The sequence below is a fragment of the Azonexus sp. IMCC34842 genome (assembly GCF_050368855.1).
Classification (GTDB): Bacteria; Pseudomonadota; Gammaproteobacteria; order Burkholderiales; family Rhodocyclaceae; genus Azonexus; species Azonexus denitrificans_A.
In genome coordinates this window covers 924,678-950,203 of record NZ_CP178449.1, presented here as the reverse complement: position 1 = coordinate 950,203, position 25,526 = coordinate 924,678, and the positions used below count along the sequence as shown (strand labels likewise).

26 protein-coding genes are annotated in these 25,526 nt (G+C 62.3%); 17 read left to right on the top strand and 9 right to left on the bottom strand.

The annotated features are described in order from the left end of the window. Positions 1-121 precede the first annotated feature (121 nt). From ACLIKD_RS04370 to trmA, 4 genes are all read left to right on the top strand, one after another. On the top strand, positions 122-1,285 hold the full coding sequence (locus ACLIKD_RS04370; protein ID WP_428827319.1) for a GGDEF domain-containing protein: 1,164 nt from the start codon (positions 122-124) through the stop codon (positions 1,283-1,285). A 235-nt stretch (positions 1,286-1,520) separates the two neighbouring features. Further along, on the top strand, positions 1,521-2,948 hold the full coding sequence (gene ccoN, locus ACLIKD_RS04365) for a cytochrome-c oxidase, cbb3-type subunit I (protein WP_428827318.1): 1,428 nt from the start codon (positions 1,521-1,523) through the stop codon (positions 2,946-2,948). Positions 2,949-2,970: 22 nt separating this feature from the next. Continuing rightward, complete coding sequence (locus tag ACLIKD_RS04360) at positions 2,971-3,150, top strand: cbb3-type cytochrome oxidase subunit 3 (protein ID WP_226472766.1); 180 nt, start codon at positions 2,971-2,973, stop codon at positions 3,148-3,150. A gap of 218 nt (positions 3,151-3,368) precedes the next feature. After that, positions 3,369-4,460 (top strand): tRNA (uridine(54)-C5)-methyltransferase TrmA, encoded by a 1,092-nt coding sequence (gene trmA / locus ACLIKD_RS04355; RefSeq protein WP_428827317.1) that lies wholly within the window; start codon positions 3,369-3,371, stop codon positions 4,458-4,460. A gap of 29 nt (positions 4,461-4,489) precedes the next feature. On the opposite strand, the gene ACLIKD_RS04350 is transcribed toward trmA, so the two are convergent. Beyond that, positions 4,490-4,675 (bottom strand): LiaI-LiaF-like domain-containing protein, encoded by a 186-nt coding sequence (locus tag ACLIKD_RS04350; RefSeq protein ID WP_226419046.1) that lies wholly within the window; start codon positions 4,673-4,675, stop codon positions 4,490-4,492. Positions 4,676-4,691: 16 nt separating this feature from the next. Further along, positions 4,692-6,914 (bottom strand): RelA/SpoT family protein, encoded by a 2,223-nt coding sequence (locus ACLIKD_RS04345; protein WP_428827316.1) that lies wholly within the window; start codon positions 6,912-6,914, stop codon positions 4,692-4,694. Between the two features lie 54 nt (positions 6,915-6,968). Here ACLIKD_RS04345 and ACLIKD_RS04340 point away from each other — a divergent pair, with 54 nt between their 5' ends. The 9 genes from ACLIKD_RS04340 to ACLIKD_RS04300 all read left to right on the top strand — a co-directional run bounded on the left by ACLIKD_RS04340 (position 6,969) and on the right by ACLIKD_RS04300 (position 12,204). Next, entirely contained in the window at positions 6,969-7,865 is an 897-nt protein-coding gene (locus tag ACLIKD_RS04340; protein WP_428827315.1) for a DMT family transporter, read from the top strand. Continuing rightward, complete coding sequence (locus ACLIKD_RS04335) at positions 7,865-8,623, top strand: zinc-dependent peptidase (protein WP_428827314.1); 759 nt, start codon at positions 7,865-7,867, stop codon at positions 8,621-8,623. Before ACLIKD_RS04340 ends, ACLIKD_RS04335 begins: the two co-directional genes overlap by 1 nt. Before the next feature lie 75 nt (positions 8,624-8,698). Continuing rightward, positions 8,699-9,151, top strand: coding sequence for a nucleoside deaminase (locus ACLIKD_RS04330; protein ID WP_428827313.1), 453 nt, complete (start codon positions 8,699-8,701; stop codon positions 9,149-9,151). Positions 9,152-9,579: 428 nt separating this feature from the next. Beyond that, positions 9,580-9,870: a hypothetical protein gene (locus tag ACLIKD_RS04325; protein WP_428827312.1), complete on the top strand. Its 291-nt coding sequence runs from the start codon at positions 9,580-9,582 to the stop codon at positions 9,868-9,870. Positions 9,871-9,933: 63 nt separating this feature from the next. Further along, entirely contained in the window at positions 9,934-10,221 is a 288-nt protein-coding gene (locus ACLIKD_RS04320) for a hypothetical protein (RefSeq protein WP_428827311.1), read from the top strand. 128 nt (positions 10,222-10,349) lie between these two features. Beyond that, positions 10,350-10,727, top strand: coding sequence for a hypothetical protein (locus tag ACLIKD_RS04315; RefSeq protein WP_428827310.1), 378 nt, complete (start codon positions 10,350-10,352; stop codon positions 10,725-10,727). 150 nt (positions 10,728-10,877) lie between these two features. Further along, positions 10,878-11,375, top strand: a complete 498-nt coding sequence (locus ACLIKD_RS04310; protein WP_428827309.1) for a hypothetical protein — start codon at positions 10,878-10,880, stop codon at positions 11,373-11,375. Between the two features lie 2 nt (positions 11,376-11,377). Beyond that, on the top strand, positions 11,378-11,746 hold the full coding sequence (locus ACLIKD_RS04305; protein WP_428827308.1) for a hypothetical protein: 369 nt from the start codon (positions 11,378-11,380) through the stop codon (positions 11,744-11,746). 218 nt (positions 11,747-11,964) lie between these two features. Beyond that, positions 11,965-12,204, top strand: coding sequence for a hypothetical protein (locus tag ACLIKD_RS04300; RefSeq protein WP_428827307.1), 240 nt, complete (start codon positions 11,965-11,967; stop codon positions 12,202-12,204). Positions 12,205-12,389: 185 nt separating this feature from the next. Here the strand turns inward: ACLIKD_RS04300 and ACLIKD_RS04295 are convergent, their stop codons facing one another. Genes ACLIKD_RS04295 through ACLIKD_RS04285 form a run of 3 tightly spaced genes read right to left on the bottom strand, consistent with a single transcriptional unit; the run spans position 12,390 to position 16,351 of the window. After that, positions 12,390-13,160 carry an alpha/beta fold hydrolase gene (locus ACLIKD_RS04295; protein ID WP_428827306.1) on the bottom strand — a complete coding sequence of 257 codons (771 nt, stop codon included), beginning with the start codon at positions 13,158-13,160 and terminating at the stop codon, positions 12,390-12,392. Then, a complete protein-coding gene (locus ACLIKD_RS04290) occupies positions 13,157-14,011 on the bottom strand; it encodes an alpha/beta fold hydrolase (protein ID WP_428827305.1) in 855 nt (284 codons plus the stop codon). Before ACLIKD_RS04290 ends, ACLIKD_RS04295 begins: the two co-directional genes overlap by 4 nt. Before the next feature lie 24 nt (positions 14,012-14,035). Beyond that, the gene (locus tag ACLIKD_RS04285; RefSeq protein ID WP_428827304.1) at positions 14,036-16,351 is read right to left on the bottom strand and encodes a DNA internalization-related competence protein ComEC/Rec2; all 2,316 of its coding nucleotides are present in this window, start codon (positions 16,349-16,351) and stop codon (positions 14,036-14,038) included. Positions 16,352-16,368: 17 nt separating this feature from the next. Here ACLIKD_RS04285 and ACLIKD_RS04280 point away from each other — a divergent pair, with 17 nt between their 5' ends. Beyond that, complete coding sequence (locus ACLIKD_RS04280; protein ID WP_428827303.1) at positions 16,369-16,905, top strand: DUF2062 domain-containing protein; 537 nt, start codon at positions 16,369-16,371, stop codon at positions 16,903-16,905. On the opposite strand, the gene ACLIKD_RS04275 is transcribed toward ACLIKD_RS04280, so the two are convergent. The 3 genes from ACLIKD_RS04275 to ACLIKD_RS04265 form a co-directional block, all read right to left on the bottom strand. Further along, entirely contained in the window at positions 16,895-18,910 is a 2,016-nt protein-coding gene (locus ACLIKD_RS04275) for a methyl-accepting chemotaxis protein (protein ID WP_428827302.1), read from the bottom strand. The two genes, ACLIKD_RS04280 and ACLIKD_RS04275, sit on opposite strands and share 11 nt — an antisense overlap. Before the next feature lie 62 nt (positions 18,911-18,972). Beyond that, positions 18,973-19,650 (bottom strand): lipoprotein-releasing ABC transporter ATP-binding protein LolD, encoded by a 678-nt coding sequence (gene lolD, locus ACLIKD_RS04270; protein ID WP_226419031.1) that lies wholly within the window; start codon positions 19,648-19,650, stop codon positions 18,973-18,975. Further along, complete coding sequence (locus ACLIKD_RS04265; protein ID WP_428828379.1) at positions 19,643-20,890, bottom strand: lipoprotein-releasing ABC transporter permease subunit; 1,248 nt, start codon at positions 20,888-20,890, stop codon at positions 19,643-19,645. Before ACLIKD_RS04265 ends, lolD begins: the two co-directional genes overlap by 8 nt. Positions 20,891-20,958: 68 nt before the next feature. Here ACLIKD_RS04265 and ACLIKD_RS04260 point away from each other — a divergent pair, with 68 nt between their 5' ends. Genes ACLIKD_RS04260 through ACLIKD_RS04250 form a run of 3 tightly spaced genes read left to right on the top strand, consistent with a single transcriptional unit; the run spans position 20,959 to position 24,507 of the window. Further along, entirely contained in the window at positions 20,959-21,993 is a 1,035-nt protein-coding gene (locus tag ACLIKD_RS04260) for a hypothetical protein (protein WP_428827301.1), read from the top strand. After that, positions 21,990-23,678: a single-stranded-DNA-specific exonuclease RecJ gene (gene recJ / locus ACLIKD_RS04255; RefSeq protein WP_428827300.1), complete on the top strand. Its 1,689-nt coding sequence runs from the start codon at positions 21,990-21,992 to the stop codon at positions 23,676-23,678. Before ACLIKD_RS04260 ends, recJ begins: the two co-directional genes overlap by 4 nt. A 7-nt stretch (positions 23,679-23,685) precedes the next feature. Beyond that, positions 23,686-24,507 carry a hypothetical protein gene (locus tag ACLIKD_RS04250; RefSeq protein ID WP_428827299.1) on the top strand — a complete coding sequence of 274 codons (822 nt, stop codon included), beginning with the start codon at positions 23,686-23,688 and terminating at the stop codon, positions 24,505-24,507. Positions 24,508-24,571: 64 nt separating this feature from the next. On the opposite strand, the gene ACLIKD_RS04245 is transcribed toward ACLIKD_RS04250, so the two are convergent. After that, entirely contained in the window at positions 24,572-25,462 is an 891-nt protein-coding gene (locus ACLIKD_RS04245) for a PEP-CTERM sorting domain-containing protein (protein ID WP_428827298.1), read from the bottom strand. Positions 25,463-25,526: the final 64 nt, after the last annotated feature.

The window sequence follows — 25,526 nt, the reverse complement described above, 5'->3', positions numbered from 1 at the left end:
GGCTCCCGTTTGTCAATTGATGGCAAGCCATGCCGGCGCAGGCCGGCGACCAGCGATGACAATATCCTTTCGATAGGGCATAGTCGCCTCCCCCCGCTTACTCCGACTCAAGATGGCTTCCATGACGACAGACTCACGAATGGGCATTCGGCTCGCCCAGCTGCATCTCTACGTCGATATCCATCTGCACGACCGCTATCTGGCGCCGCCGCTGGCCGTGGTGGTCGCCGCGCTGCTGACCAATTGGGTCCCGGTAATGTGGGCCGTCTTGTGGGCGGTGGTGGAACTGCTGATCATCGCCAACTACATCCGCGTCTATCGGGCCTTCAAACGCAGCGACGTTCAGCCGCGCGACGAGCGGCGCTGGGCCAGGCGCATTGCGCTGGCGCACGGGGCGCACATGCTGGCGTGGTCGTCGCTGGTTTTCTGGGCCTGGCACCCGGACAGTTTCCCCAGCCTGGTCTTCATCATGCTGGTGCATATGGGCCTGATCGCGCTGACCACCTCGATGAGCAACGCGCATATGCGCCTACTCTCGCTCGACATGATCTTCCCGGTGCTCGCCCTGCTCGGCCCGCCGCTGGTCGATCCGAGCTGGTTCAATATCGGCCTGAGCCTGCTGGGCGGCGGCTTCAGCGCCCTGATGATCCAGGTCGGCCGGCAGATCAACGCCTACTCGACCGAAGCCCTGGATCTGCGCCAGCGCAACGAAATCCTGATTCAGGAGCTGGAGTCGCAGGCCTCCCGGGATTCGTTGACCGGCATCGTCAATCGCCGTTATTTCCTGGCGACCGCCGGCAAACATCTGCAGGCCGCGCATCAACACGGCAACCCGCTGGCCCTGATGATCATCGACCTCGATCACTTCAAACAGGTCAATGACCAGTACGGTCACCTCGGCGGCGACGAAGTGCTGGTCGCCGTCGTCGATGCCTGCGTCGGGCACCTGCGGACCGGCGATTGTTTCGGCCGCCTAGGCGGCGAGGAGTTCGCGCTGCTCTTGCCCGATTCGTCCTTGCCGGAAGCGCTGGAAACGGCGGAGCGCCTGCGCCAGGCGACCGCAGCGCTGGCGCTGACGGTGCAAGGCAATATTGTCCGGCCGACCATCAGCATCGGCATCACGCTGCTGCAAGCCGGCGACGACAGCCTGTCCAGCCTGCTGCACCGGGCCGACCTGGCGATGTATGCGGCCAAGATGCAGGGGCGCAACCGGGTCGTCTGCGCCGAGCAGTGCCCCCCGGAAAATACGCCGGATCTGCTGCCGGCCCTGCAGCCCCAGCCTTAGCCGCCGGGACGGCAGCGGCCGGAGATCCGGCACCCCTTGGGTCATATCCGGCGCATTCCGTTGTCCTGTCTGAATCTCCAGCCGTCACCCCGGCAAAAAAAGACTGAACTATCCCGGGTAAACCCTGACCAATGCCCGACCGGTAAGCCGGCCCGACACGATGCTCGATGGCGTCGGTCGCGTCCGTCAGCACCCCGGGTGCCGGCGGCAATCATTCATCAACAGGGATTGGTTCATGTCTGAAATACAAAAAACATACAACGACAAGGTCGTCCGGCAATTTGCCGTCATGACCGTTATCTGGGGCATCGTCGGCATGCTCGTCGGCGTCATCATCGCCGCCCAACTGGTCTGGCCGGAGTTGAACGTCGGACCGTACTTCCATTTCGGCCGCCTGCGTCCGCTGCACACCAACGCGGTCATTTTCGCCTTCGGCGGCAGCGCGCTGTTCGCCACCTCCTACTATGTCGTGCAGCGCACCTGCCATGCCCGACTGTGGGGCGGCCCGCTGATCCCGCTGACCTTCTGGGGCTGGCAACTGGTCATCGTGCTGGCGGCGATCACGCTGCCGCTCGGCATGACGCAGGGCAAGGAATACGCCGAACTCGAATGGCCGATCGACCTGCTGATCGCCGTCGTCTGGATCTCCTACGCCGTGGTTTTCTTCGGCACGGTGGCCAAGCGCACGGTGTCGCACATTTATGTCGCCAACTGGTTCTACGGCGCCTTCATCATTGCCGTCGCCCTGCTCCACATCGTCAACAGCATGGCGGTGCCGGTCTCGCTGACCAAGTCCTACTCGATGTACTCCGGGGCGCAGGATGCGATGATCCAGTGGTGGTACGGCCACAACGCGGTCGGCTTCTTCCTGACCGCCGGCTTCCTCGGCATGATGTATTACTTCGTGCCGAAGCAGGCCGGGCGCCCGGTGTATTCCTACCGCCTGTCGATCGTGCACTTCTGGGCGCTGATCTTCACCTACATGTGGGCCGGCCCGCACCACCTGCACTACACCGCCCTGCCCGACTGGACCCAGTCGGTCGGCATGGTCTTCTCGCTGATCCTGCTGGCGCCGTCCTGGGGCGGCATGATCAACGGCATCATGACGCTGTCCGGTGCCTGGCATAAGCTGCGCGACGATCCCATCCTGAAGTTTCTGATCACCTCGCTGTCCTTCTACGGTATGTCCACCTTCGAAGGCCCGATGATGGCCATCAAGTCGGTCAATGCGCTGTCGCATTACACCGACTGGACGATCGGCCACGTGCACTCCGGCGCCCTCGGCTGGGTGGCGATGGTCTCGATCGGCTCGATCTACTTCCTGCTGCCCAAGCTGTTCGGCCGCACCGAGATGTACAACCACCAGCTGGTGACCGTCCATTTCTGGCTGGCCACCATCGGCACCGTGCTCTACATCGCCTCGATGTGGATTGCCGGCGTGATGCAGGGCCTGATGTGGCGGGCGGTCAATATCGACGGCACGCTGGCCTACAGCTTCGTCGAAGGGGTCAAAGGCTCCTACCCGTTCTGGGCGATTCGCTGGCTGGGCGGGATTTTCTTCCTGTCCGGCATGCTGATGATGGCCTACAACATGTTCCGCACCATCGCCGTCGGCAAGATCGTCGCCGTGCCGGTCCTGGTGCCGGCCCAACACCACGCCTGATTTCCTTCGAAAGGTCAGCACCATGGATATCAACGAACTGCGCTCGCTCCTTACCGTCGCCGGCTTGCTGTGTTTTCTGGCGATCGTCGCCTGGGCCTACAGCAACAAGCGGCAGAAGGAGTTCGACGAAGCGGCCAACCTGCCCTTCACCGACCCCGAAGAACTCGACCAGCAGCGCAAGCAACTGCTGCTCCGCCACTGATCCTGGCGTAACGGTGATTGCCGCGCAAGCGCGCGGCAATCACCAGGCCGGCGCCCAGCGCCGGCCAATCAAGGCCGTTCATCATGAACAGCCAACCCGGCGTGGCGCCGACGCGTGTATATTCCGCCCTCGGCCGACAGCCCGCTCCGTTCGCCTCAGCGCGGACCCGGTCGTTTCCAGAACATTGTCCCGAAACAGCCTTTCCATCGCCCAAAACCATGCCGCTACAGAATATCGTTCCTGCCGAGTACGACTCGCAACTGGCCGAGAAGGTCGCCCAGTTCAAACAGGCTTTTGCCCCCTTCGGTGTTGCCGAACTCACCATTGCCGCCTCGACGCCGCTGCATTACCGCCTGCGCGCCGAGTTCCGGATGTTCCACGACAAGGGACGGGTCGATTACGCGATGTTCGCCCCGGCCGACCGGAAGGTGCCGGTGGTCATCGAGACTTTCCCGGTCGCCGCCGAATCGATCTGTGAGCTGATGCCGCGCCTGCGCGACCGCCTGCAAGCCAGCAACACCTTGAAGGATGGCCTTTTCCAGGTCGATTTTCTGGCTACGCTGAGCGGCGAAATGCTCGTCACGCTGATCTACCACCGTCCGCTCGCCCAGCGCTGGGAGGCCGCCGCCCGGGGACTGGCCGCCGACCTCAAGGTGCAGATTATCGGGCGGAGCAGAAAGCAGAAGGTCGTGCTCGAACGCGACTGGGTCATCGAACAATTCGAGCTGAATGGCCGCCAGCTCAGCTACCAGCAAATCGAGGCCAGTTTCACCCAGCCCAACGGCCAGGTGAACCGCCAGATGCTGGCCTGGGCCTGCCAGCAAGCGACCGGCCTTGGTGGCGACCTGCTTGAACTGTACTGCGGCAACGGCAATTTCACCGTGGCGCTGGCGCCGCTCTTCGCGCGCGTCCTCGCCACCGAAGTCAGCACCTCGTCGGTCAAGGCGGCGCAGTACAACATGGCAGCCAATCAGCTCGCCAATGTGGCGGTAGTCCGCCTGGCCAGCGAAGACATCAGCGCCGCACTGGCCGGCAGCAAGGTTCTCAAGGAACTGCAGGGCATCGAGCTGAGCGACTACCGCTTTTCAACCCTGTTCGTCGATCCGCCGCGCGCCGGGCTCGACGCGCAAACCCTTGAACTGGCGAGCCGCTTCGACAATATCCTGTATATCTCGTGCAATCCGCAATCGCTGCAGGACAACGTCAGCGCGCTGCAGGCCACGCACGAAATCGCGGCCGCCGCGGTGTTCGACCAGTTCCCCTACACCCATCATCTGGAGAGCGGGCTGCTGCTCAAACGGCGGCCCTGAGCGGCGGGCCGCAGCGTGCTGAAAGCCGGCTAGCCGGCTTTCTTGCTGTCGCTATCGTCCGGCGTGAAATACAGCGCAATGCCGAGGACGACGAGCCCCATCGGCCACCATTTGCGCAGCAGGGTCATGACATCGATATCCAGCCAGTCGAGATTGACGGCCAGGACGAGCGCCCCGCTCAGGATCAGGGCAATCGCTGCGAAATTCCCTTTCATCTCCGCTCCTTGAGGCTCAGGCCCGCCGGACGCCAACCACGCCTTCGACGTCGTGGATCAGCGTCAGGGTTCGCTGCATCTGTTGCAGATTGGTCACTTCGACGGTAAAGCTCATGTGCGCCTTGCCCTGCTTGGACTGCGTATTGACACCGACGACGTTGAGCTTTTCACGGGTGAAGATTTCGGAAATATCGCGCAACAGCCCCTGCCGGTCGTGCGCATCGACCACGATGTCGGTGGCGAAGACGCCGGTGGTCTGGACGCCCCAGTCGGTTTCGATAACGCGCTCGGGATGCAGCGCGGCGAGATTGGCGAAATTGGGGCAATCCATGCGGTGGATCGAAATGCCTTTGCCGCGCGTGATGAAGCCCTGTATCTCGTCGGGCGGCGCCGGCTTGCAGCAGCGCGCCAACTGGGTCAGCAGCTTGTCTACACCGACGATCAGGATGCCCTGATTGCCTTCGACCGGCTTGCTCGGCTTAGTCCGCACCTCGTCCGGCAGCAGGGTTTCGGCCAGCAGGTCGCCGCCGCGCGCCACCGACTGGAATTGCCGCTGGTTGAGCTCGCCGCGCGCCGCCGCGATATACATGTCGTCGGCCCGCGAAAAGCCCAGCTTGTGCGAGAGTTCCTCGATATTCGCGCCGGTCTGGCCGGAGCGTTGCAGTTCCTTGCCGACCAGGGCCCGCCCTTCGACCAGCGTTTCTTCCAGCGCCAGGTTCGAGAACCAGGTCCGCACCTTGACCCGCGCGCTCTTGGTATGGATGTAGCCGAGCGTCGGATTCAGCCAGTCGCGCGACGGGCCGCCGACCTTGGCGGTAATGATCTCGATCTGCTGGCCGGTTTCGAGCGGCGTATTGAGCGGCACCAGCTGGCCGCCGACCCGGGCGCCCCGGCAGCGATGGCCGAGATCGGTATGGACGCGGTAGGCGAAATCGACCGGCGTCGAGCCTTGCGGCAGATCGACGACCTTGCCCTGCGGCGTGATGACGTAGAGGGTTTCATCGAGCGCCGCCTGCTTGTAATGGGAGATCCAGTCGGAACTGTCAGCGACTTCGTCCTTCCAAGTCAGCAGTTGGCGCAGCCAGGCGATCTTCTCGTCGTAATCGTCCTCGTTCGTCCGCTTGCTGCCTTCCTTGTAACGCCAGTGGGCGGCGACACCCAGTTCGGCGTGACGGTGCATTTCGGTGGTGCGAATCTGGACTTCCAGGTTGCGCCCGTCCGGGCATTGCACGGCGGTATGCAGCGAGCGGTATTGATTACCCTTGGGGTTCGAGATGTAGTCATCGAACTCCTTGGAGATCGGCGACCACAGGTTGTGCACAATGCCGAGGGCGGTATAGCAGTCCTTCAGGTCGTCGACAATGATGCGCAGGGCACGGATGTCGTAGACCTCGGAGAACTCGACGCCCTTCTTCCGCATCTTGTTCCAGATGCTGTAGATGTGCTTCGGCCGACCGTAAATCTCGGCCTTTTTGACCCCCGCCGCTTCCAGTTCCTCGCGCACCTTGGCGACGGCTTCGGTAATGAACTGCTCGCGCTCGCTCCGCTTTTCGTCGAGCATCTTGGCGATTTTCTTGTAGGTATCCGGGTGCAGGAAGCGGAACGACAGGTCTTCCAGCTCCCACTTCAATTCCCAGACCCCGAGCCGGTTGGCGAGCGGCGAATAGAGTTCCAGCGTTTCGCGCGCAACATGGACGCGCAGGTCATCCGGATTGGCCGCGTAATAGCGCAAGGTCTGCGTCCGGCTGGCCAGGCGCAACAGCACGACGCGGATGTCCTCGACCATGGCCAGCAGCATCTTGCGCAGCACTTCGATCTGCGCCTTCATTTCGGCCGGATTGACTTCACCGGCTTCGATGTTGGCCGCGACGAAGCCCTTGGTGATCGGCCGCAACTTGTCGAGCCGGGAAATGCCATTGACCAGATGCGCCGCCGCCTTGCCGAAGCGCTCCTCGATCTGGACGATGCCGTGTTCGGCATGCGACGGCACCGCGAACAGCACGGCGGCCATCCGCGAATCAGCGTCGAGCCGCAGCCCGGCAACGATGACCGCCATGCCCAGCGCGTGCGACCAGATGCGCTCGCCACTACCCAGCGTCTTGTCGCCGTAAACCTCCCAGGCGTACTCGACGGCCTTTTGCAGACGCGTCGCGTCGTCGGCGGAAATACCGACCGACAGAATCGCCAGGAACTGATCGAAGTCGCTTTGGGCAGCGACGGAATGAACGACGGAAACCATGTTAGGGATTATACCGTCTGAGCAGCGCTTGCCTGCTCAGGCATAATCCGCGACATGACCTCCAAGCACTCAAATTTTCTGACCAACCCCTATCTGTTGCTCACCCTGACCGCCCTCTTCTGGTCGGGCAACATGGTGATCGGCCGCGGTGTCCGGGCCGACGTCCCCCCGATGGCGCTGGCCTTCTGGCGTTGGGCGATTGCCTTCCTGCTGATCCTGCCGCTCGCCCTGCCGCACTTGAAGAGCCAGTGGCCGCTGCTGAAAAAAGGCTGGCCACCGATCCTGATCCTCGGCCTGGTCGGTGTCGGCGGTTACAACACCTTCGCTTACATCGCCCTGCAGTACACCTCGGCGACCAACGCGGTGCTGCTCAACTCCTTCATCCCGGTCGCCACCATCGCCATTTCCTGGGCCTTTCTCGGCAAACATCTGCGCCGCCTCGAAGCCATCGGCGTCGTCGTCTCGCTGTGCGGCGTGATGACCATCGTCGCCCGCGGCGACCTCAATGTGCTGACCCACCTCAACCTCAATCTCGGCGACGCCTGGATGCTCGGCGCGGTACTGATCTGGGCCGTGTATACCGTCGGTCTCGCCTGGCGCCCGGCCGGCGTGCACCCGATGCTGATGCTCGCGGCGATGACCCTGGTCGGCCTGGCCGCACTATTCCCGGCCTACCTATGGGAAATCGGCCAGGGTCGCCAGATCAACGTCAATCTCGGTTCGCTGGCCTCGCTGGCTTATATCGGGATATTCCCCAGCTTCCTCGGCTACATCTTCTACAACCGCGGCGTCGGCGAGGTCGGCGCCAACAAGGGCAGCCTGTTCATCCACCTGATGCCGGTCTTCGGCACGCTACTCTCGGTCATCTTTCTCCACGAGATACCGTTCTGGTACCACTATCTCGGCATCGCGCTGATCTTCGCCGGCATCTGGCTGACCACGAAAAAGTGATGGGCCTGTTCGACTGGTTCAAGCGCGACAAAGCCGGCGCCATTCCCGACGAACTGTGGGCGCAAACCATCGCCGGGCTGCCCTTTCTCGGCGATCTGACGGTCGACGAGCAAGCCAGCCTGAAATTGCTCGCCGAGCAATTCCTCGCGGAAAAGGAATTCAGCACTGCCGGCGGACTCGAACTCACCGACGAAATCTGCGTCGCCATCGCCGCCCAAGGCTGCCTGCCCATCCTCCATCTCGGCCTCGCCGCCTATCGCGACTGGGTCGGCATCATCGTCTATCCCAACGAATTCGTTGTGCCGCGCCACGTCCAGGATGAGGCCGGCGTCGTCCATGAATACGCCGACGTACTCTCCGGCGAAGCCTGGCAGGGCGGGCCGTTGCTCGTCTCCTGGCACGACGTGCAGATGGCCGGCGACGGCTACAACGTGGTCATCCACGAATTCGCCCACAAGCTGGACATGCTGAACGGCGAAGCCGACGGCATGCCGGCCCTGCACTCCGGCATCGGCGAAGCCGAGTGGCAGCGCATCTTCACCGCCGCCTACGACGATTTCTGCCACCGCGTCGACGCCGATGAAGAGACGATCATCGACCCCTACGCCAGCGACAGCCCGGCCGAATTCTTCGCCGTGCTCTCGGAAAGCTTCTTCGAATTGCCGGACGTGGTGAATGCCGAATACCCGGCGCTCTACGCCCTGCTCAAACGCTACTACCGGCAGGACCCGCTGCAGCGCTGGCCAACCGGCGCATGACGCTAGCCGGACAGGGGATGCGGCGCCCCGGCCAGGCTGTAGGATGATGCCGCTATCAACCACCGGATGAAAACCATGGACGAATTCATGCAAGCGGCAATCGACGAGGCCAGGCTTGGCCTAGCCGAAGGCGGCATCCCGATCGGCTCGGTCATCGTTCATCAAGGGCGCATCATCGGCTGCGGACACAACCGCCGGGTCCAGCAAGGCAGCGCCATCCTGCACGGCGAAATGGACGCCTTTGAAAATGCCGGCCGTCAGCCGCCGCAGGTCTATCGCGAGGCGGTGCTCTACACCACGCTGTCGCCCTGCGCCATGTGCAGCGGCGCCATCCTGCTCTACGGCATCCCGCGAATCGTCATCGGCGAAAATAGGACCTTCCTCGGCGAAGAAGAATTGCTCCGGGCACGCGGGGTAAAGCTTGAAATCCTCCAGAACCCGGCTTGCATCGCGCTGATGCAGGACTTCATCGCCGCCAAGCCCGAACTCTGGAACGAGGATATCGGCCAGCCGACGACGGGTTGTTAAGCGGGGCGGGGGCTTGGCTGAAGAGGTGTTCATCGAGTTTGAGCGCTCGACCGGAAATATCTCGGTAGCTGCGATATGGCAACTATGCCGACCAGGCGCTCCCGGTCAGGAGTGGACCTAGGGCAAATTTGCTGCACCTCCCCCCCATCTCCTTCGGATGTCGTTTGCCATGAAACATGGATCAAACGCCGTATCCATTGCAGATATTGTGTTTCGCTACGAATGCTGCAATGCTTCAACCGCAAGCAATCACGTACCAGATCCAACAATTTCGGCGCCGGTGGTGCAGAATTTATTTCGCCAGCCATGATATTCACCCAAAGAGCTAGACGAATCATGATGTTAGCACTCCCCATCCGACCATATACACCACTGCTGCAGGAAGTAGGCACCTGCATAGGTGCCTACTGAACGTTAGGCCAACCAAGATGGCGATATTCCGCATATTTCTCAACATCATTCAGGCTTACATTTTTCTTGTGGGAGCGGTGATTGCTTTACTTGTTACCTTTTGGTGGTTGATACCATCCCACATCCAAAAGCAACTGCACTTTCCATTCCAAGCAGGTTTTTGGCTGTTCATGATGTATATCTGGGCACTAAATCGCTTGCCCACACAAGGTCGCCTTCTATTCCGTCAAAACACTTTTCGTTTCATTCATGCACCTGTTCTTCTTATCGCAACAGTTGGTTTTGGGCTTGGCTTCTTATTCAACTAAGCCTAACTCGGCAGTCAAGCGGGACGCGCCTTCGGCGCGCCCCTTACTTTCACGTTAGGCGCTATGGATATTGTCGCAATCGAAGCATTGCTCAAAGAAATCCTGAAGGAGGTCTCCGTGCACATGGTGGCGGCCTATGCGGAGGCTGGCCCCATAGACACTGACCATCCTCTTGCGCAAGAGGGCCTATCAAATGGCACGTCCATCGTTCTTGATTATCTTGAGCACAATGAGCCCAAAATTGCGCTTGAGCATTTGCTCTATATGGTGAACGAACCTCCGCTCACGCTGTCAGCAACGACCGAGGCTGCCCTGGCGCGGCTTTGTACAGTTTACGAAATTCGCCGTTAGCACTTAACGTGGCCGCGCCTAACATTCCGCTCCAGCCGACCGTCAGCCAGCTTCGCTGTCTGCCGTCGGCTGAGCTAGCACGTTAGCGATCATCTCTTTCCCGCTCCACACTTTTTATTGGAAATTCCATGACCATATTTCGCAGTGCTCTTGCATGTCTGTTGATATTCCTAAGTGCATGTGCCACCACATCGAACAGCACTTCGAACAACCAATTATTGGAGCTATCTCAGCAGGCATTAACGGCATATTCAAACGGAGACTATCGAAATTGGGAGAGACTGGTCTGTGGTCGCGATGCAGCAGGCAAACTGCTAGTCAATCTGGACGATCTACGAAAAATACTTGGTGAAGTATCTGTCCTGGCAACAGTCAACGTTCGAGGCGATACAAAGACCATGCCTATGGTGGCATACAAGATTAGTGCCTCTAACCATCCAGCAAAGGAAGCGGTATTGAAGTTCTTCCTTTCCGACCAGCCCAACTGCGTAGGGTTACTCTATTAACCTTCCTGGCTTGTTGGGGCCTTTAGTCATGTGCCATCCAATCGCTAACACTGCGGTCAAGGCGCAGCCTTCGGCTGCTGGGACGTCCCGCAAGCGGGCCGCCCCTTACCTAAAACGTTAGGCTGTTCAAAACATACCTAGAAGAGAGCTATGTCATTAAGCGATATAAAACACCCAGTGCTGTATTCAACGATGACCGCTGTTGCGTACAACATAAACACAAAGTATTACGGGGGTCTGCATTACATGTGGTGCACGCCATATTTTGGCTCCGATTTTCAATCGCCACATTTCACTGTCCCTCCCAGCTCGTCGCCACTTGAGATATACAGCACAATACAAAAAGAGATAAACGGCAGCGATTTGCACGAAACAAAAATTAAGCTAAACAGAATGGGCATCCGAAAAGGTGCCGAGGCAATGAAGAAACTCGGAAAAATATCTGAGGATGCCTACAAAGAGATTATTGCCATATCAAAATTAACTCCAATGCACCAGTTCAGGCCGCTTCTCTGTGTGATATCGAGGATCGAAGCAATACCGTACTACAAGAAAGTTGACGTCAGAGATAGAGCCAATCCGCTATCGCATGAATATATTGTCGCAGACCTTCCTCAGGCTGCCTTTGATGTAATTAGATTGGGGTGACAATGGAAATCCTTTCAAAAATTATCTCGGGTGTTGGCATAAGTGACGCCCGTTCCGTGCTCTATTACCTAAGCCGCTATTTGAAGCAAGCATCACATTACGATGAATACAAGAAGGACATTTTCGAAGACGACAGCCGAAGCTATCCGAGCGAACAGGTAAGATCCCTAACTTGGGCTGCTGTCGCAGTAATTGAAGAGGCTGAAGGTTGCCAGATTGCCGATTTTGAAGACCCGACGTATATCAAGTGGTCGGAGCTGGTTGATTCGCTGGAAAGTTCACTCGACCCAGCCCCATCACTCAACGAAGTGGCAAAAGCTTCTGCGTTTTCAGAATCACTGATACTGCCCAAGGCAAACCCCACCGATTAATGCAATATGGTTATGCAATTCGAGGTGGCGCATTAACGTCAAAAGCAATAGTCGTATGGTTTCGCCTAACAAATCCGTCGAGAGGGACCGCCTTCAAGCTGCGCTTGCAGGTTCCCTTCGCGGCTTAGCCGCTTCGGCGGCCCCTCACGTCAAACGTTAGGCGGCCTCAATAATGTGGGAGATAGCGGGAGACACTGTTCTTACCAAATACTTTGAGCTTGAAAATATTTCGCAAAAAAAATTGGATACCAACCGATGAAGTAGTCGTTATAAAGAACTATTGGATCAATGGTAACGATCGAGATCTAACCCTTCGGGTTTGGAATACTGATATTCACGGGAAAAATAAATTATTTGCCGCAGGCGAAGCCGGCGGAATGGAGCGATGGGTTTTTGCACTTCCTCCAGGTGAAGCTGCTTCGCTTGCTCATACAACAAATGCAACACCAAACTCATAGTTACCCGCCGCCTAACACTACAGTCGAGCGGACCTGCGCAAAAAGCCGCGCACTCCGCTCACTTCCACGTTCCTGAACGCCCGCTTTCCATTTCTGGCTATGGCAACCATAGGCACATTCGAGCCATCCACAAAGTGCAATGACGGCCATTCGTTTTTGGCCGCCAAGCAAACTCGCGATCACCGCTAACCCGGCGACAGCCTCCCGACGAAAGCCCCCAATGCCACCAGTACCGCGGCCTCCTGATCGCGTTGCGGGGTGTGGCCGCAGTGGGCGAGTTTGAGCAATTGCGTGCCGGGCACTTGTTCGGCGATTGTATCGATCTGGCGCAACGTTGCGTATTCGTCGTCTTCGCCCTGGATGGCCAGCACCGGGCAGCGGATTTTTGCCAGGTAGGCCTCGATGTTCCAGTCGCGGAAGGCCGGCGATAGCCAGGTGTCGTTCCAGTCGCTGAAGACCTGCGGCGTCTGCTCGTGGTGGTAGCGGGCCAGCTTCTTGGCCAGGTCGGTGGTTTCCCAGGCCGTGCGGGCGGCGCGAATGCCGGCCAGTGTCACTTCCTCGACGAATTCGTGCGGCGCCATGACGGCGATGCCGAGCGGCACGGACGGGAAAGCTCCGGCGAAGATCAGGGCGATGCTGCCGCCGTCGCTGTGGCCGATCAGGATCGGCCGCTCGATGTGCAGGGCGGCGAGCAAGGCGGGCAGCGCTTCCTCGGCTTCGCGGTGCATGTAGTTCGGCGTGCGCGGCGCGGCGTAGGGCTGCGAGCCGCCGTAACCGGCCCGCGACCAGACGATTACCCGGCAGCCGGTGGCCGCCGCCAGTTTGGCCGGAAAGTCGCGCCACATGGCGACGCAGCCCAGGCCTTCGTGGAGCAGCAGCAGGGTCGGCCGGCCGTCATCGGCGGCGGGAAGGTCGCGGTATTCGAGGCGCAGGCCATTGACGACTATATGTTTCATGGTTTCAAGAGGAAATCGCGCGCCACGGAAATTTGCGCTTCGTTGAGGAACATCGGCGCATGGCCGACATCGGGAATTTCAGCCAGTTGCGCACGCGGCCCGCGCGCCCCCATTTGCTGCCAGGTTTCGCGCGGCAGCAGGTCGGACTGGGCGCCGCGCACGACCAGCGTTGGACAACGCAGTTGCTCGTAGATCGGCCACAAATCGATATCCTTATCGACGAAGGTCGCCTTGAACGGGGCGGCAATCGCCGGGTCGTAGAGAAAGCCCCAGCGGCCGTCGGCCCGTTGGGCGACGGTGTTTTCGGTCAGGAACCACCATTCGGCCTCGCTCAGATTGCCGAACGGCGCGCTGATCAGTTTGACGTAGGCCAGGGCGTCGGCGAACGTCGCCCAGGTCGGGTCGGCGCCGACATAGGCTGCGATCCGGTGCAAAGAATCGACGGTGATGATCGGCCCGACGTCATTGAGCAGCAGCTTGCCGATCGGCGTCCCTTCCTGGGCCGCCAGCGCGATGCCGATCAGGCCGCCCATCGAGGTGCCGACCCAGTCGACCCGCTCGACGCCGAGACGGGCGATCAGCGTGACCATGTCGGCGACGTATTGCGGCACCTGATAGCCGGCCGGATTGCGCAGGTGAGCGCTCTTGCCGCGCCCGACGACATCCGGGCAAACCACCCGGTAATGCCCCGACATGGCCTTGGCCAGGGCGTCGAAATCGCGCCCGTTGCGGGTCAGGCCATGGACGCAGACCAGCACGCGCGGATTGTGCGGGTCGCCCCACTCCGTATAGGCCATCCGGTGCAGGCCGGACGGACTGATGCATTGCACCTGCTGTTGCCGATATTCCATGCTGGCACCTCCGCCAAAAATACATCACTTGTCATACCAATAGCGCCGATAGGCCCGCCGCCAGGCAGTTAGCGTAACACTTTCCGCGCCCAGTCCAATCTCCACCGCGCCATCGCGATCGGTACGCCAGAGGGTCATCGGCAAGGCCTCGTAGCGGGCGAGCACAGCTTCTTTCGGATGGCCGAAACGGTTGCGATAACCGACCGGGATAACCGCCGCCCGCGCTCCGACGGCGTGCAGGAAAGCCGGCGTCGAGGAGGTCTTCGAACCGTGGTGCGGCACCAGCAGGACATCCGCCGCCAGCTTCCCGGCGTCACGGGCGAGCAGCGCCGCCTCGTCGGGTGCCTCGATATCGGAAGTCAGCAAAGCTGCCCGGCCGCCGGCTTCGATGCGCAGCACGCAGGATAGATGATTGGTCTTGCTGTCCCGCTGATAGGCCTCGGCCGACGGATGCATGACCTCGAAAACGACGCCGTCCCACGCCCAGCGCTGGCCGGCCAGACAGGGTTCGCCACCGATTTCGGGCAGCGACGAACGCAGTTCGCCGACGGCCAGCGCCGCGCGCACCGATGCCGTGCCGCCCGAATGGTCGCTGTCACGATGCGTCACCATCAGCATGTCGACCCGGTTGATGCCGAGCCAGCGCAGATAGGGCACGACGACGCGCTGGCCGGCGTCCGATTCGGCGCTGTAGAGCGGGCCGGGGTCGTAGATCAGCGTGTGTTCGCGGGTCCGCACGACGCTCGCCAGCCCCTGCCCGACATCGAGCACGGTAATCCACGCCTCGCCTGCACCAGGCTTGTCGACCGGCCAGAACAGCGCCGGAATCAGCAGCGGGACGCCGAGCAGCCGGCCGGGCACGCCACGCGGCAGCAGGCAGATGGCGACGCCCAGGCCGGCCGCGATGGCGGCCCACAGCGGCGGCGCCGGCGCCTGCCAGATCGGCCAGGCGGCGCACCAGATCAAAAATGACATCAGCCAATCCAGCACCCCGTGCGCCAACGCGGCAATCGGCCACCATGGGACCAGCGCCGCAAGCAAGGCAAGCGGCGTGACGACGAAACTGACCAAGGGAATGGCCAGCGCATTGGCCAGCGGTGAGACCAGCGAGAACTGCTGGAAGACGAGCAGCAGTACCGGCAGCGAGGCCAGCGTCGCGGCCCACTGGATGACGCCCCAGGCGCGCACTTGCTGGCGCCAGCCGCGGCCCTCGCCGAGCCGCGCCGAACCGATGTAGAGCAAGGCGCCAACCGCCCCGAACGACAGCCAGAAACCGGCGGCCAAGACTGACCAGGGGTCGTAAAGAAGGACCACCAGCAGGGCCAGCAACAGCGTCCGGCTGGGCGCGATCAGCCGCCCGGAAAGCAGCGCCAGCGCGGCGACCAGCAGCATGTACAGGGTCCGCTGGGCCGGCACGGCGAAGCCGGCCAGCAAGGCGTAGACGAAGGCCGCCAGACACGCCGCCAGCAGACCGGCTTTCTGGGCCGGCAAGCGCAGCGCCAGAGCCGGCACCCGGCGCCAGCCGAAATTGACCAGCCAGCCGAACAGCGCGGCGACCATCGTGACATGCAGGCCGGAGATCGACATCAGGTGCGTCGTGCCGGTGCGGTTGAAGGTCGTCCATAGATCGCCCTGGATCGCCCGCTGGTCGCCGACCGCCAGGGCCACCAGGATGCCAGCCCAGGGGTAGCGGTCGGCCGGCAGCATGTCGGTATAGCGGGCGCGCACCGCAAAACGCAGACGCTCGATCAGGTAGTCCGGCTGCCAGACCATCTCGGCGAGTCGCTGCGGCGGGTCGGGGCGGATGTAGCCGGTGGCCCGGATGTCGCGTTCGAGCAGCCAGGCCTCGTAATCGAAACCGCCCGGGTTGGCGTTGCCGTGCGGCCGCTTCAAGCGCACTGTGAAGTGCCAGCGCTCGCCGGGACGCAGCGGCGGGCGGTCCGCCTGATCGGCGCCACGCCCCTGATACCAGGATAGCTGCAGCCGGTGCGGAACGACCGCCCCCTCGGTCAGCACCTTATCGACGACGAATTCGAAACGCGTGCCGCTACTGAAATCCTGCGGCAGCGCGGCGATCACGCCGACCACCTCGATATCCCGGCCTTCCCACGCGGCGGGCAGTTGCTCGGCGAGCCGCAGATCGGCCCGCCAGCCGGCCCAGGCAAAGCCCAGCGCGCAGCACCCGACGATGGCCAGCAGCCGGCTCGGCCAGCTCGGCCAACGCCAGCCGGGCAAGGTCAACAGCCCGCCGGCCAAGGCCCACTGCGGCCAGACCGGCAGCTCCGGCTGCATTTGCAGCACCAGCACGCCAGCCGCAAAAGCGAGAATAAAAAGACGCATGCTGCAATAATAAGTGCATGCGTCACTACCTGAAAAAATACCTGCCCGACCACGAAACGATCCGCCGCAACCCGTGGCTGCGGCCGTTCGAATCAACCTTGTTGCACCCGCGCCTGTGGCATCTGAACCGTCACTCGGTGGCCGGGGGCGTTGCCGCCGGCCTGTTCTGCGGCCTGATTCCCGGACCGTTGCAGATGCTCGCGGCGGCCATCTGCGCCGTGGTTTTTCGCGTCAACCTGCCGCTCGCGCTGCTCGTCACCGTCTATACCAACCCGCTGACCATCGTTCCGCTCTATCTGCTGGCTTACCAGCTGGGCCGGCTGGCGACCGGCCAAAGCAACGGCTTCATCGCTCCGCCGGAATTCAGCCTGACCGACTTTGTCGGCTGGACCGAGGCCATGCAGGCCTGGATGCTGGTCGTCGCCAAGCCGCTCGGCGTCGGACTGGTCGTCCTCGCCGCCGGCCTGGCGGTCATCGGCTACTTCGCCACCAAGGCGGTCTGGCGCGCCCACCTGATTGCCGCCTGGCGGCGGCGTAAAGCGCTCAGGTCCTGAAGCGGGCCATTTCGCCGCTCAGGGTTTCCGCCAGCTGGCGAAGGCTGTCCGCGGTAACTGCGTTGCCGTCGGCCGCCGCATTGTTCTCTTCGGCCATCTGGGCGATGCGCTCGACGTTCTGGGCGATTTCGGTACTCGCCGAGGTCTGTTCGCGCAGCGCCACGGAAATTTCCGATACGGCATCGGCAACCTGATGCGAGCGGGCTTGCACCTTGCCGATCGCGTCGCCGGCCAGCATGGCCTGTTCGACACCGCTCGCCACGCGCTCGACGCCACGCTTCATGCTGGTCACCGCGGTTGCCGTGCCGGACTGGATGGCGCCGATCATGCCGGCGATTTCCTGGGTCGATTTGGCGGTTCGTTCGGCCAGCTTGCGCACCTCGTCGGCGACCACGGCAAAGCCGCGCCCGGACTCACCGGCCCGCGCCGCTTCGATGGCGGCGTTAAGGGCGAGCAGATTGGTCTGATCGGCAATATCCTTGATCGTCCCGACGATGGCCGAAATCCGGTCCGATTGCTGACCGAGTTCCTCGACCGCCGCGGCCGACTGATTGACCGTTTCGGCAATGGCCTGGATCTCGCTGGCGACATCCGCGACGATACGACCACCTTCGGTCGCCAGCTGATCGGAGGCGCGCGAATGGTCCTGCGCATCCTGGGCGTTCTTGGCAATGTGATCGACCCCGACCGTCATCTGCTCGACCGCGGCGGCCATGCTCGAGGCGGAATCGCTTTGCGCACTGGTGCTGGTGGAAATCTGATGGCTTGAGGAAGCGAGCTGCTCGGCCGCCGCCCGCAAGTTTTGCACGTCGCTCTGAATGCGCCCGAGCAACTGGCGGAAAGCCACCGCCATGTCGTTGAAATCGCGACCGGCCGCGTGCAGCTCATCCGAACCGGTGCACTCGAAGCGCGTCGTCAAATCGCCATCGGCCAAGCGACGGGCGCCACTGGAAAAGATATTGACGCTGCCGATCACCGAATAATAGGTCCCGATACTCAGGTAACCGACCAGCGCCATGATCACCACCGCCAGGCCGAGATCGAAAATCAGCACCTGCTGCGCCGCCGTCTTGCGGCTCTGCAATTGCTGCTCGAACTGCGGAATCAGCGTCTCGAACATCATCTTGTAGCCGAGGTCGATGATCTCGGTGGTCATCGCAAAATAATCCTGCGGCGGCGTGACGAACTTTTCGCCGAGGATATCGTCACGCACCAGCGCCAGGGTCTTGTCGACGCCATCGGTAAACTGCTTGGCCGGTCCGCTCAGGCTGCCCTGCAGCCCGGGGTTGTAGCGCCCGACCTTGTCGAGGTTGTTGTTCTGGGCACGCAGGGTGTTGGCCATCTGCGCATTGAGCGAAGCGATGTCGATCCGCAACTGCGCCGACAGCTCCTTCCGGGTCAGCACACCGGTGCCGCGGGCCCGGGTAATGCCCAGCGGTTCAAGCATGGCCGGCATCTTGGACACCACGGTATCCATGAAATAGTAGGTATCCATCACCGGGTCGAGCGTCAGTTCGGTGGCATCGGCAACATCGATCATGAAGACCAGAACCTTGTCGATCATTGCCGTATGGCGTTTGAGATTATCCGGCGGCGCCCAGCCCATACCCTGCGTGCGGATTTGCTCCCAGTCCTGACGGATGGCTTGCCAGGCCGCCGACTGCCGCAGTTGCGGCGAGAGTTCGGCATCCGTCGCGGCCAGCGCGGCGACGACATCGTTTTCCTTGGCCGCGCGCTTTTCCTTCATCGCCTCGTTGCCGTTCAGCACGCCGGACGACAGACCCCGGTGTTGCTGCATCGACTGCGTCAGACGGTTCATCGGCTTGAGCATCTGCAGGCCCGCCAGTTCCTTGCTGGCCGTTTCGATATCGCGACTCAGATTGATATAAACGGTGAACAACAAAACCAGCATGACGGCAGCAACCGCCGCACCGAGCACGAAAAATTTGCTGGTGTAGCGCAACCGGTTCATCAGGGCGATGGCGGGGGAAAACAGGGCTTGCATGTACTTTTCTCCTGACCAGCTCAGAGGGCTGGATCATTTGCTGCAAAATCGAGCGCCGCAGCTTAAGCGCAAAAATTTCCGTCGTTCAGCATCAACACGCGGTCGGCGCGCGCCGCCAGGCTTCGGTCGTGGGTCACCATGACCAGGCTGGCCTGCTGGGTACGTACCCGCTCGAACAGCAAATCGAAGACCACCGATGCCGTATGACTATCGAGATTGCCGGTTGGTTCATCGGCCAGCAAACAGGACGGATTGCTGACCATCGCCCGGGCGATCGCCGCCCGCTGCCGCTCGCCGCCCGACAATTCACCGGGCCGGTGTTCCAGCCGATGGCCGAGACCGACCGCAGCGAGCATTTCGGCCGCCTTGGCCAGCGCGGCCTGGCGCTCGGTGCGCCGGATCAGCAGCGGCATGGCGACGTTTTCGAGGGCCGAGAACTCGGCCAGCAAATGATGAAACTGGTAAACAAAACCGAGATGCCGGTTTCGCCAATCGCCGCGCGCCACCTCGCCGAGCGCCGAAAAATCCCGGCCCATCAGCTTGACGCCGCCGGCCGAGGGCGCATCCAGGCCGCCCAGCAAATGCAGCAGCGTGCTCTTGCCGGAACCGGAGGCGCCGACGATGGCCACCGTCTCGCCCGGCATGATCGCCAGGTCGATGCCGGCAAGGACCGAGACGTCCAGCCCGCCGCCGCGAAAAACCTTGGCCAGCCCGCTGGCCTGCAGAATCGGCTCACTCATAGCGCAGCGCCTCCGCCGGATTGACGCGCGATGCGCGCCAGCTCGGATAAAGAGTGGCCAGCAAGGCGAGTACGAAGGCGATCAACGTGACCCCCCAGACGTCGCTCCATTGCAGCTCGGACGGCAGATCGGAAATGTAATAAACCTCTTTCGACAGGAAATGCACACCCAAAATTCTTTCAATGAACGGCACCACGACATCGATATTCAGCGCCAGCGCGACACCGCCGACGATACCCAGACCGAGGCCGATGAATCCGACCAGCGCACCCTGCACGACGAAAATCGCCATGATCGACCGCGGCCGCGCCCCGAGGGTGCGCAAAATGGCGATATCCGCCTGCTTGTCGGTCACCGCCATGACCAGCGTCGAGACCAGATTGAATGCTGCCACGGCGACGATAAGCGACAAAATGATAAACATCATATTTTTCTCAATTTGGACCGCCCGGAAGAAATTGGCGTGGCTCTTCGTCCAATCGCTCAAATAGGCGTCGGCGTCGATGAACCGGGCCAGTTCGCGGGTGATGCGCGGCGCCTGAAAGAGATCGTCCACCTTGAGCCGCACGCCGGTCACCCGGTCGCCCATCTGGTACAGGGTTTGCGCATCGGCCAGATGAATCAGCGCCAGGCCGCTGTCGTACTCGAACATCCCCACTTCGAAAATGCCGACCACGCGGAAAGACTTCAGCCGCGGCACGACGCCGGCCGGCGTCACGGTACCCTGCGGGGCGATCACGGTGACCTTGTCGCCGGTAAAAACCCGTAGCGAACGGGCCAAATCGGCCCCCAGCACGACGCCGAACTCGCCGGGCCGCAGGTCGTCCAGACTGCCGCTTTTGATCGTCGCGCGGAAATCGGCGACGCGATCCTCCTGGTCGGGCAGGATGCCGCGGATCAGCGCTCCCTTGACGCCGTTTTCCACGGTAAACATCGCCTGCGACTGGACGAAAGGCGCGCTGGCCTTGACCTCCGGATGGTTCATCGCCTGTGCGGCAAGGGCCGGCCAGTTTTCCAGTTCGCCATTGACGCCGGTAATCTGGATGTGCGAGGCGACCCCGAGAATGCGGGTGCGCAGTTCTTTCTGGAAACCGTTCATCACCGACAGCACGACGATCAGTGCGGCCACGCCGAGGCCGATGCCGAGCATGGAGATCATCGAGATAAAGGAAATGAAGTGATTACGGCGTTTGGCCCGCGTGTAACGCAGACCGATCAGCAATTCGTAAGGCAAGGCCATGAACGAGGGCAGTCGGTAAAAGACGCTATGGTACACTTTTCCACCCTGAACCCCGCCCTCCCCTCCCTGTGCGCCTCACCCTGCTCGTTCCCGAACTGATCTGGCCAGAACCCGCCGACCAGCTGACCCTCGGGCAGCTGCACGCGCCCGGTTTGGCGTGGTTGCTGGCCCACGCGACCGGCGAGCGCCGGCCGCGCCGCCCCTTTGAAGCCGCCCTGGCCGGCCAGTTCGGCCTGGCCAACCCGACCTACGGGGCACTCCGCCTGCTCGGCGAAGACGTCAGCGAGGCCGCGGTGGACGGACACTGGTTATGTGCCGACCCGGTACATCTGCGCTTTCACCAGGAACGCATCATTCTCGCCGATGCCGGCGCCTTCGAAGTCGAGGACGACGAAGCCCGGGCCATCGTCAGCGCGCTAAATGCCGAATTTGCCGATATTGGCGAATTTCGCATGGCCACTGCGCGGCGCTGGTATCTGCGCCTGAAGAACGCCGTCGACCACGTCGCCGAGCCGATTTCCGCCGTCGCCGGCCGCCGGGTCGATAGCACGATTTCCGACAAGAACGCCACGCTGACCCGCTGGCTGAACGAAGTGCAGATGTTCCTGCACGGCCACCCGATCAACGAAAGCCGGCAAGCCGCCGGCAAGCCGGTGATCAACAGCCTCTGGCTGTGGGGCGGCGGCGCCCTGCAACGCCCGGGTCCCGGCCATTTCACCGCGGCCTGGTGCGACATCCCGCTGGCCACCGGCCTGGCCCGCGCCGCCGGCACGCCGGTGCATCCGGCGCCAGCCGGACTGGCCAAATTGCTCGCCCTGGCCTCCCGCAAGACCAACCAGCTAGTCGTTCTCGACGCTCTGCTGCCGCCGGTTCTCTACGAAGACAGCGAAGGCTGGCGGGCGGCGCTGCTCGCCCTTGAAGCCAACTGGTTCGCGCCGTTGCGCGGCGCCCTCGGCCACCGGATCCACACCCTGACCATCGTTGCCCCAACCATCTACGGCGAATTGACCTGGACCTTGCGCGGCAGCGACCGCTGGAAGTTCTGGCGCCAGAGTCGCCCGCTCGCTGCACTGGCCGCTCAACTGGCCGAAGGAAAGTCGTGACCCGCATCGTCAACCGCAGCATTCCGCAACGCGTCGTCTGGCAACTGGAACAACAGGGCCTGCATCCGCTGCTCGCCCGCCTCTACGCGGCGCGCGGCGTCAAGGACAAGGCCGAACTCGACTATGAACTGAAATCGCTGATCCCGCCGAGCGCCCTGACCCACGCCACGGACGCCGCCCACATGCTGGCCGACGCCATCGAGGCCGAAGCCCGCCTGCTGATCATCGGCGATTACGACTGCGACGGCGCCACCGCCACGGCGGTCGGCATGCGCGCCCTGAAAATGCTCGGTGCCGACGTCGATTTCCTGCTCCCCGACCGCTTCAAGCTGGGCTACGGCCTGTCGCCGGAAATCGTCGATGTCGCGGCGCAACAGTCGCCCGACCTGATCATCACCGTCGACAACGGCATCGCCAGCATCGAAGGCGTGAACCGCGCCCGCGAACACGGCATCGCAACCCTGATCACCGACCACCACCTGCCGGCCGAAACGCTGCCCGAGGCCGATTGCATCGTCAATCCGAACCAGCCCGGCTGCGACTTCCCGTCGAAATGCATCGCCGGCGTCGGCGTGATGTTCTACGTCATGCTCGCCCTGCGCGCCGAACTGCGCGAACGCGGCTTTTTCGCCGAGCAGCCGGAACCCAATTTTGCCAGCCTGCTCGACCTGGTCGCCCTCGGCACCGTCGCCGACGTCGTCAAGCTCGACCGCAACAACCGTATCCTCGTCAGCCAGGGCCTCAAACGCATGCGCGCCGGCCAGTTGCACGCCGGCCTGGCGGCGCTGTTCAAGGCGGCCGGCCGCGACCCGAAAAAAGCCACGGCGATGGATCTCGGCTTCATCCTCGGGCCACGCCTGAATGCCGCCGGCCGGCTGGCCGACATGCGCCTCGGCGTCGAATGCCTGCTCACCGACGATCCGGCCCGCGCCCTCAACATCGCCCAGCAGCTCGACGCGCTGAACCGCGAACGGCGCGAAATCGAATCGGGCATGCAGGAACAGGCGCTGATCCTGCTTGAGTCGCTCGATGCCAACGACAGCGCCTCGGGTATCGCGCTGTTCGACGAAGGCTGGCACGAAGGCGTCGTCGGCATCCTCGCCTCGCGCATCAAGGACAAACTGCACCGCCCGGTGTTTGCCTTCGCCCCCGGCGAAGGCGGCATCGTCAAGGGTTCCGGCCGCTCGATTCCCGGCCTGCACCTGCGCGATGCGCTCGATCTGGTCGCCAAGCGCGCCCCCGGCCTCCTTGTCCGCTTCGGCGGCCACGCCATGGCGGCCGGCGCCACGCTGCGCGCCGAAAACTTCGAGCAATTCCGCGAACTGTTCGCCCAGGTCGCCGGCGAACTGCTCTCGCCAGCCGACCTGACCCGCACGCTGGAAACCGACGGCGCCCTGGAAGGCAGCTATTTCTCGCTGGAAACGGCCCGCCTGCTGGACAACGAGATCTGGGGCCAGGGCTTTCCGGCGCCGCTGTTCATCGATGAATTCGAGGTCGAGCAGCAACGCGTGCTCAAGGAAAAACACCTCAAGCTGCGCCTGCGCAAGGGCGAGACGCGGATCGACGCGATCCAGTTCAACTTCAGCAACCAGCCGGGAAACAATACCCGGGTAGCTTACCGGCTCGCCATCAATGAATACATGGGCGTCGAAACGACCCAGTTGATGGTCGAGCATCTGGAATAACGGGGCGATGCCCCTTTCCGAAACGCCCTGCCGACGCCAGCTGCCGATCCGCGCGATCGCGCTGTCGCTGCTCTTGCACGGCCTGGTCCTGGTCATCCCGCAGCACGCGCCGGAGGGCACGGATCGGCCGGCCCGGCGCATCGAAGCCAGGCTGGCCCAACCTGCCCCGGCCACCCCGGCGGCGGCCGCGCCGGCAAAATCGGCGAGCAAGGCAGCGCCGGTCAAGCCGCGGGCGGAAAAACGGGTGATCGCGCTCGAGCGCGGCAAATCCGCGGCAACCAGCCCGCCGGCCCGCCAGTGGTCGGTCAAAGAGCGGGAAGAAATGAACAACTTCCTCAACGAGCTCGGCGCCCAGGCCCGCCCCGCCCCGACGCTGGCCCAGCGCTCGCTGGCCATGGCCCGCGAACTGGGCCGCGAACAGGCCCGCCAGGACGGCGAGGACAACGTCGAGCTGGAGCGCCTGCCGAACGGACCGCCGGCCGATCCATTCAGTCTCGAAATGTATCTCGATGCGATGGTCAAAAAACTCAACCGCAGCGCCGCTTTCGTCAGGAACGACCCGCGCGCCAAGGGCGTGCGCAGCGCGCTGGTCCGGGTCCGTCTCAAACCGGACGGCTCGCTGCACAGTTTTCAGGTGCTCAACGCCGCCGACCAGCAGGACGAAATCGCCTTCATCAAGGCCGTCGTCGAGCAGGCCGTTCCCTTCGCCGCCTTCCCGGCCGACTTGCGGAAATCGGCAAAATCGCTCGGCCTGCTGATCTGCATCCGGCCGCCGAGCAGCAGCGGCGGCTTCGGCTTCAGCCGCGACACCTCGGGACGAGGCTGCTGAAACGACAGGGCCGGCCTTCTCGCGAAGGCCGGCCCTGAATACGATCAACGAAGATCGACTGGTTCTAGCTGGCGCTGGCCGAGCGCTTGCGAGCAACGGCAATACCGACCAAGGCTGCGCCGAACAAGACCAGCGTGCCAGGTTCCGGAACATTCTGATCGCCGCCCGGATCGCGCGCCCACAGTGCGATGTGGGAAATGCTCTTCTGACCGTTAAAGACGGTCGTCAGATCCCAGTTACCCTCGAAATTAAGGATGGGATCGAGATAGCTCGGCGGCGGTGCGACGCCGAACTGATCCGAGGTGAAGTCATAGACCGCGAAGCCGCCTTTGTCCCCACCGCCCTGCTTGAAAACCAGGGCAAACTGGTCGAAATAGTTCTTGCCGAACAAGGGCGCGGCATCGATCGCGATATTTTTGTCCGGGGTGAATTTCCAGGAACCGACGCCCGTAGTGGTGTTGTAGGAGGCCGAGAATATTTCGCTGCCGAACAGCGTATTCGCCAAGCCGGCAATGCTGGCGACCGCCTGGAAGGTGCCCGTGCCATTGTCACCAAAATTGAGGCTGCCGAGGTAGATCCAGCCCGGATCGGGTTTGTTGTCACCGTTCAGATTTGACGCCGGATACTGGGCTGAAGTGAACTCATAGCCGGTAAAAAAGCTGCCCTGCTTGTTCGGTTCGCCATTCATGTAGCCATCGCCATACCAGCCCAGATTGGTCGTCGGCAAGGCATTACCCGGCGCAACACCGGGTACGTCATTGCCGGGATAGACACCGACGCAACTGTTGTATCCGATGGTTCCGCTTACGGTGGTAGCGCCAGGATTTTGCGCCTGGTAGTACTCCGTGACATTGACGTAGGAACCGCTCTGGTTGCACGCGAGTTGAGCCGCAAAGGCAACCGTCGAGCCGATGCTCAAGGCAAAGCCGACAGCCAGAAACTTCTTGTTGATCATGATTTGTTCCTCCGACACGATTGCTGGCCGCAAAGCGCAGCGATTACCAATTTTTACGCCAATG

Bases quoted from the DNA above. Each gene is read 5' to 3' on its own strand.
- ACLIKD_RS04370 (WP_428827319.1), top strand. From the start codon at position 122: ATGACGACAGACTCACGAATGGGCATTCGGCTCGCCCAGCTGCATCTC.
- ACLIKD_RS04315 (WP_428827310.1), top strand. From the start codon at position 10,350: ATGACCATATTTCGCAGTGCTCTTGCATGTCTGTTGATATTCCTAAGT.
- ACLIKD_RS04325 (WP_428827312.1), top strand. From the start codon at position 9,580: ATGGCGATATTCCGCATATTTCTCAACATCATTCAGGCTTACATTTTT.
- ACLIKD_RS04340 (WP_428827315.1), top strand. From the start codon at position 6,969: ATGACCTCCAAGCACTCAAATTTTCTGACCAACCCCTATCTGTTGCTC.
- ACLIKD_RS04280 (WP_428827303.1), top strand. From the start codon at position 16,369: ATGCGTCACTACCTGAAAAAATACCTGCCCGACCACGAAACGATCCGC.
- ACLIKD_RS04310 (WP_428827309.1), top strand. From the start codon at position 10,878: ATGTCATTAAGCGATATAAAACACCCAGTGCTGTATTCAACGATGACC.
- ACLIKD_RS04360 (WP_226472766.1), top strand. From the start codon at position 2,971: ATGGATATCAACGAACTGCGCTCGCTCCTTACCGTCGCCGGCTTGCTG.
- ACLIKD_RS04250 (WP_428827299.1), top strand. From the start codon at position 23,686: ATGCCCCTTTCCGAAACGCCCTGCCGACGCCAGCTGCCGATCCGCGCG.
- ACLIKD_RS04350 (WP_226419046.1), bottom strand. From the start codon at position 4,675: ATGAAAGGGAATTTCGCAGCGATTGCCCTGATCCTGAGCGGGGCGCTC.
- lolD (WP_226419031.1), bottom strand. From the start codon at position 19,650: ATGAGTGAGCCGATTCTGCAGGCCAGCGGGCTGGCCAAGGTTTTTCGC.
- ACLIKD_RS04335 (WP_428827314.1), top strand. From the start codon at position 7,865: ATGGGCCTGTTCGACTGGTTCAAGCGCGACAAAGCCGGCGCCATTCCC.
- ACLIKD_RS04320 (WP_428827311.1), top strand. From the start codon at position 9,934: ATGGATATTGTCGCAATCGAAGCATTGCTCAAAGAAATCCTGAAGGAG.
- ACLIKD_RS04305 (WP_428827308.1), top strand. From the start codon at position 11,378: ATGGAAATCCTTTCAAAAATTATCTCGGGTGTTGGCATAAGTGACGCC.
- ACLIKD_RS04345 (WP_428827316.1), bottom strand. From the start codon at position 6,914: ATGGTTTCCGTCGTTCATTCCGTCGCTGCCCAAAGCGACTTCGATCAG.
- ACLIKD_RS04290 (WP_428827305.1), bottom strand. From the start codon at position 14,011: ATGGAATATCGGCAACAGCAGGTGCAATGCATCAGTCCGTCCGGCCTG.
- ACLIKD_RS04285 (WP_428827304.1), bottom strand. From the start codon at position 16,351: ATGCGTCTTTTTATTCTCGCTTTTGCGGCTGGCGTGCTGGTGCTGCAA.
- ACLIKD_RS04245 (WP_428827298.1), bottom strand. From the start codon at position 25,462: ATGATCAACAAGAAGTTTCTGGCTGTCGGCTTTGCCTTGAGCATCGGC.
- ACLIKD_RS04330 (WP_428827313.1), top strand. From the start codon at position 8,699: ATGGACGAATTCATGCAAGCGGCAATCGACGAGGCCAGGCTTGGCCTA.
- ACLIKD_RS04295 (WP_428827306.1), bottom strand. From the start codon at position 13,160: ATGAAACATATAGTCGTCAATGGCCTGCGCCTCGAATACCGCGACCTT.
- ccoN (WP_428827318.1), top strand. From the start codon at position 1,521: ATGTCTGAAATACAAAAAACATACAACGACAAGGTCGTCCGGCAATTT.
- ACLIKD_RS04275 (WP_428827302.1), bottom strand. From the start codon at position 18,910: ATGCAAGCCCTGTTTTCCCCCGCCATCGCCCTGATGAACCGGTTGCGC.
- trmA (WP_428827317.1), top strand. From the start codon at position 3,369: ATGCCGCTACAGAATATCGTTCCTGCCGAGTACGACTCGCAACTGGCC.
- ACLIKD_RS04265 (WP_428828379.1), bottom strand. From the start codon at position 20,890: ATGGCCTTGCCTTACGAATTGCTGATCGGTCTGCGTTACACGCGGGCC.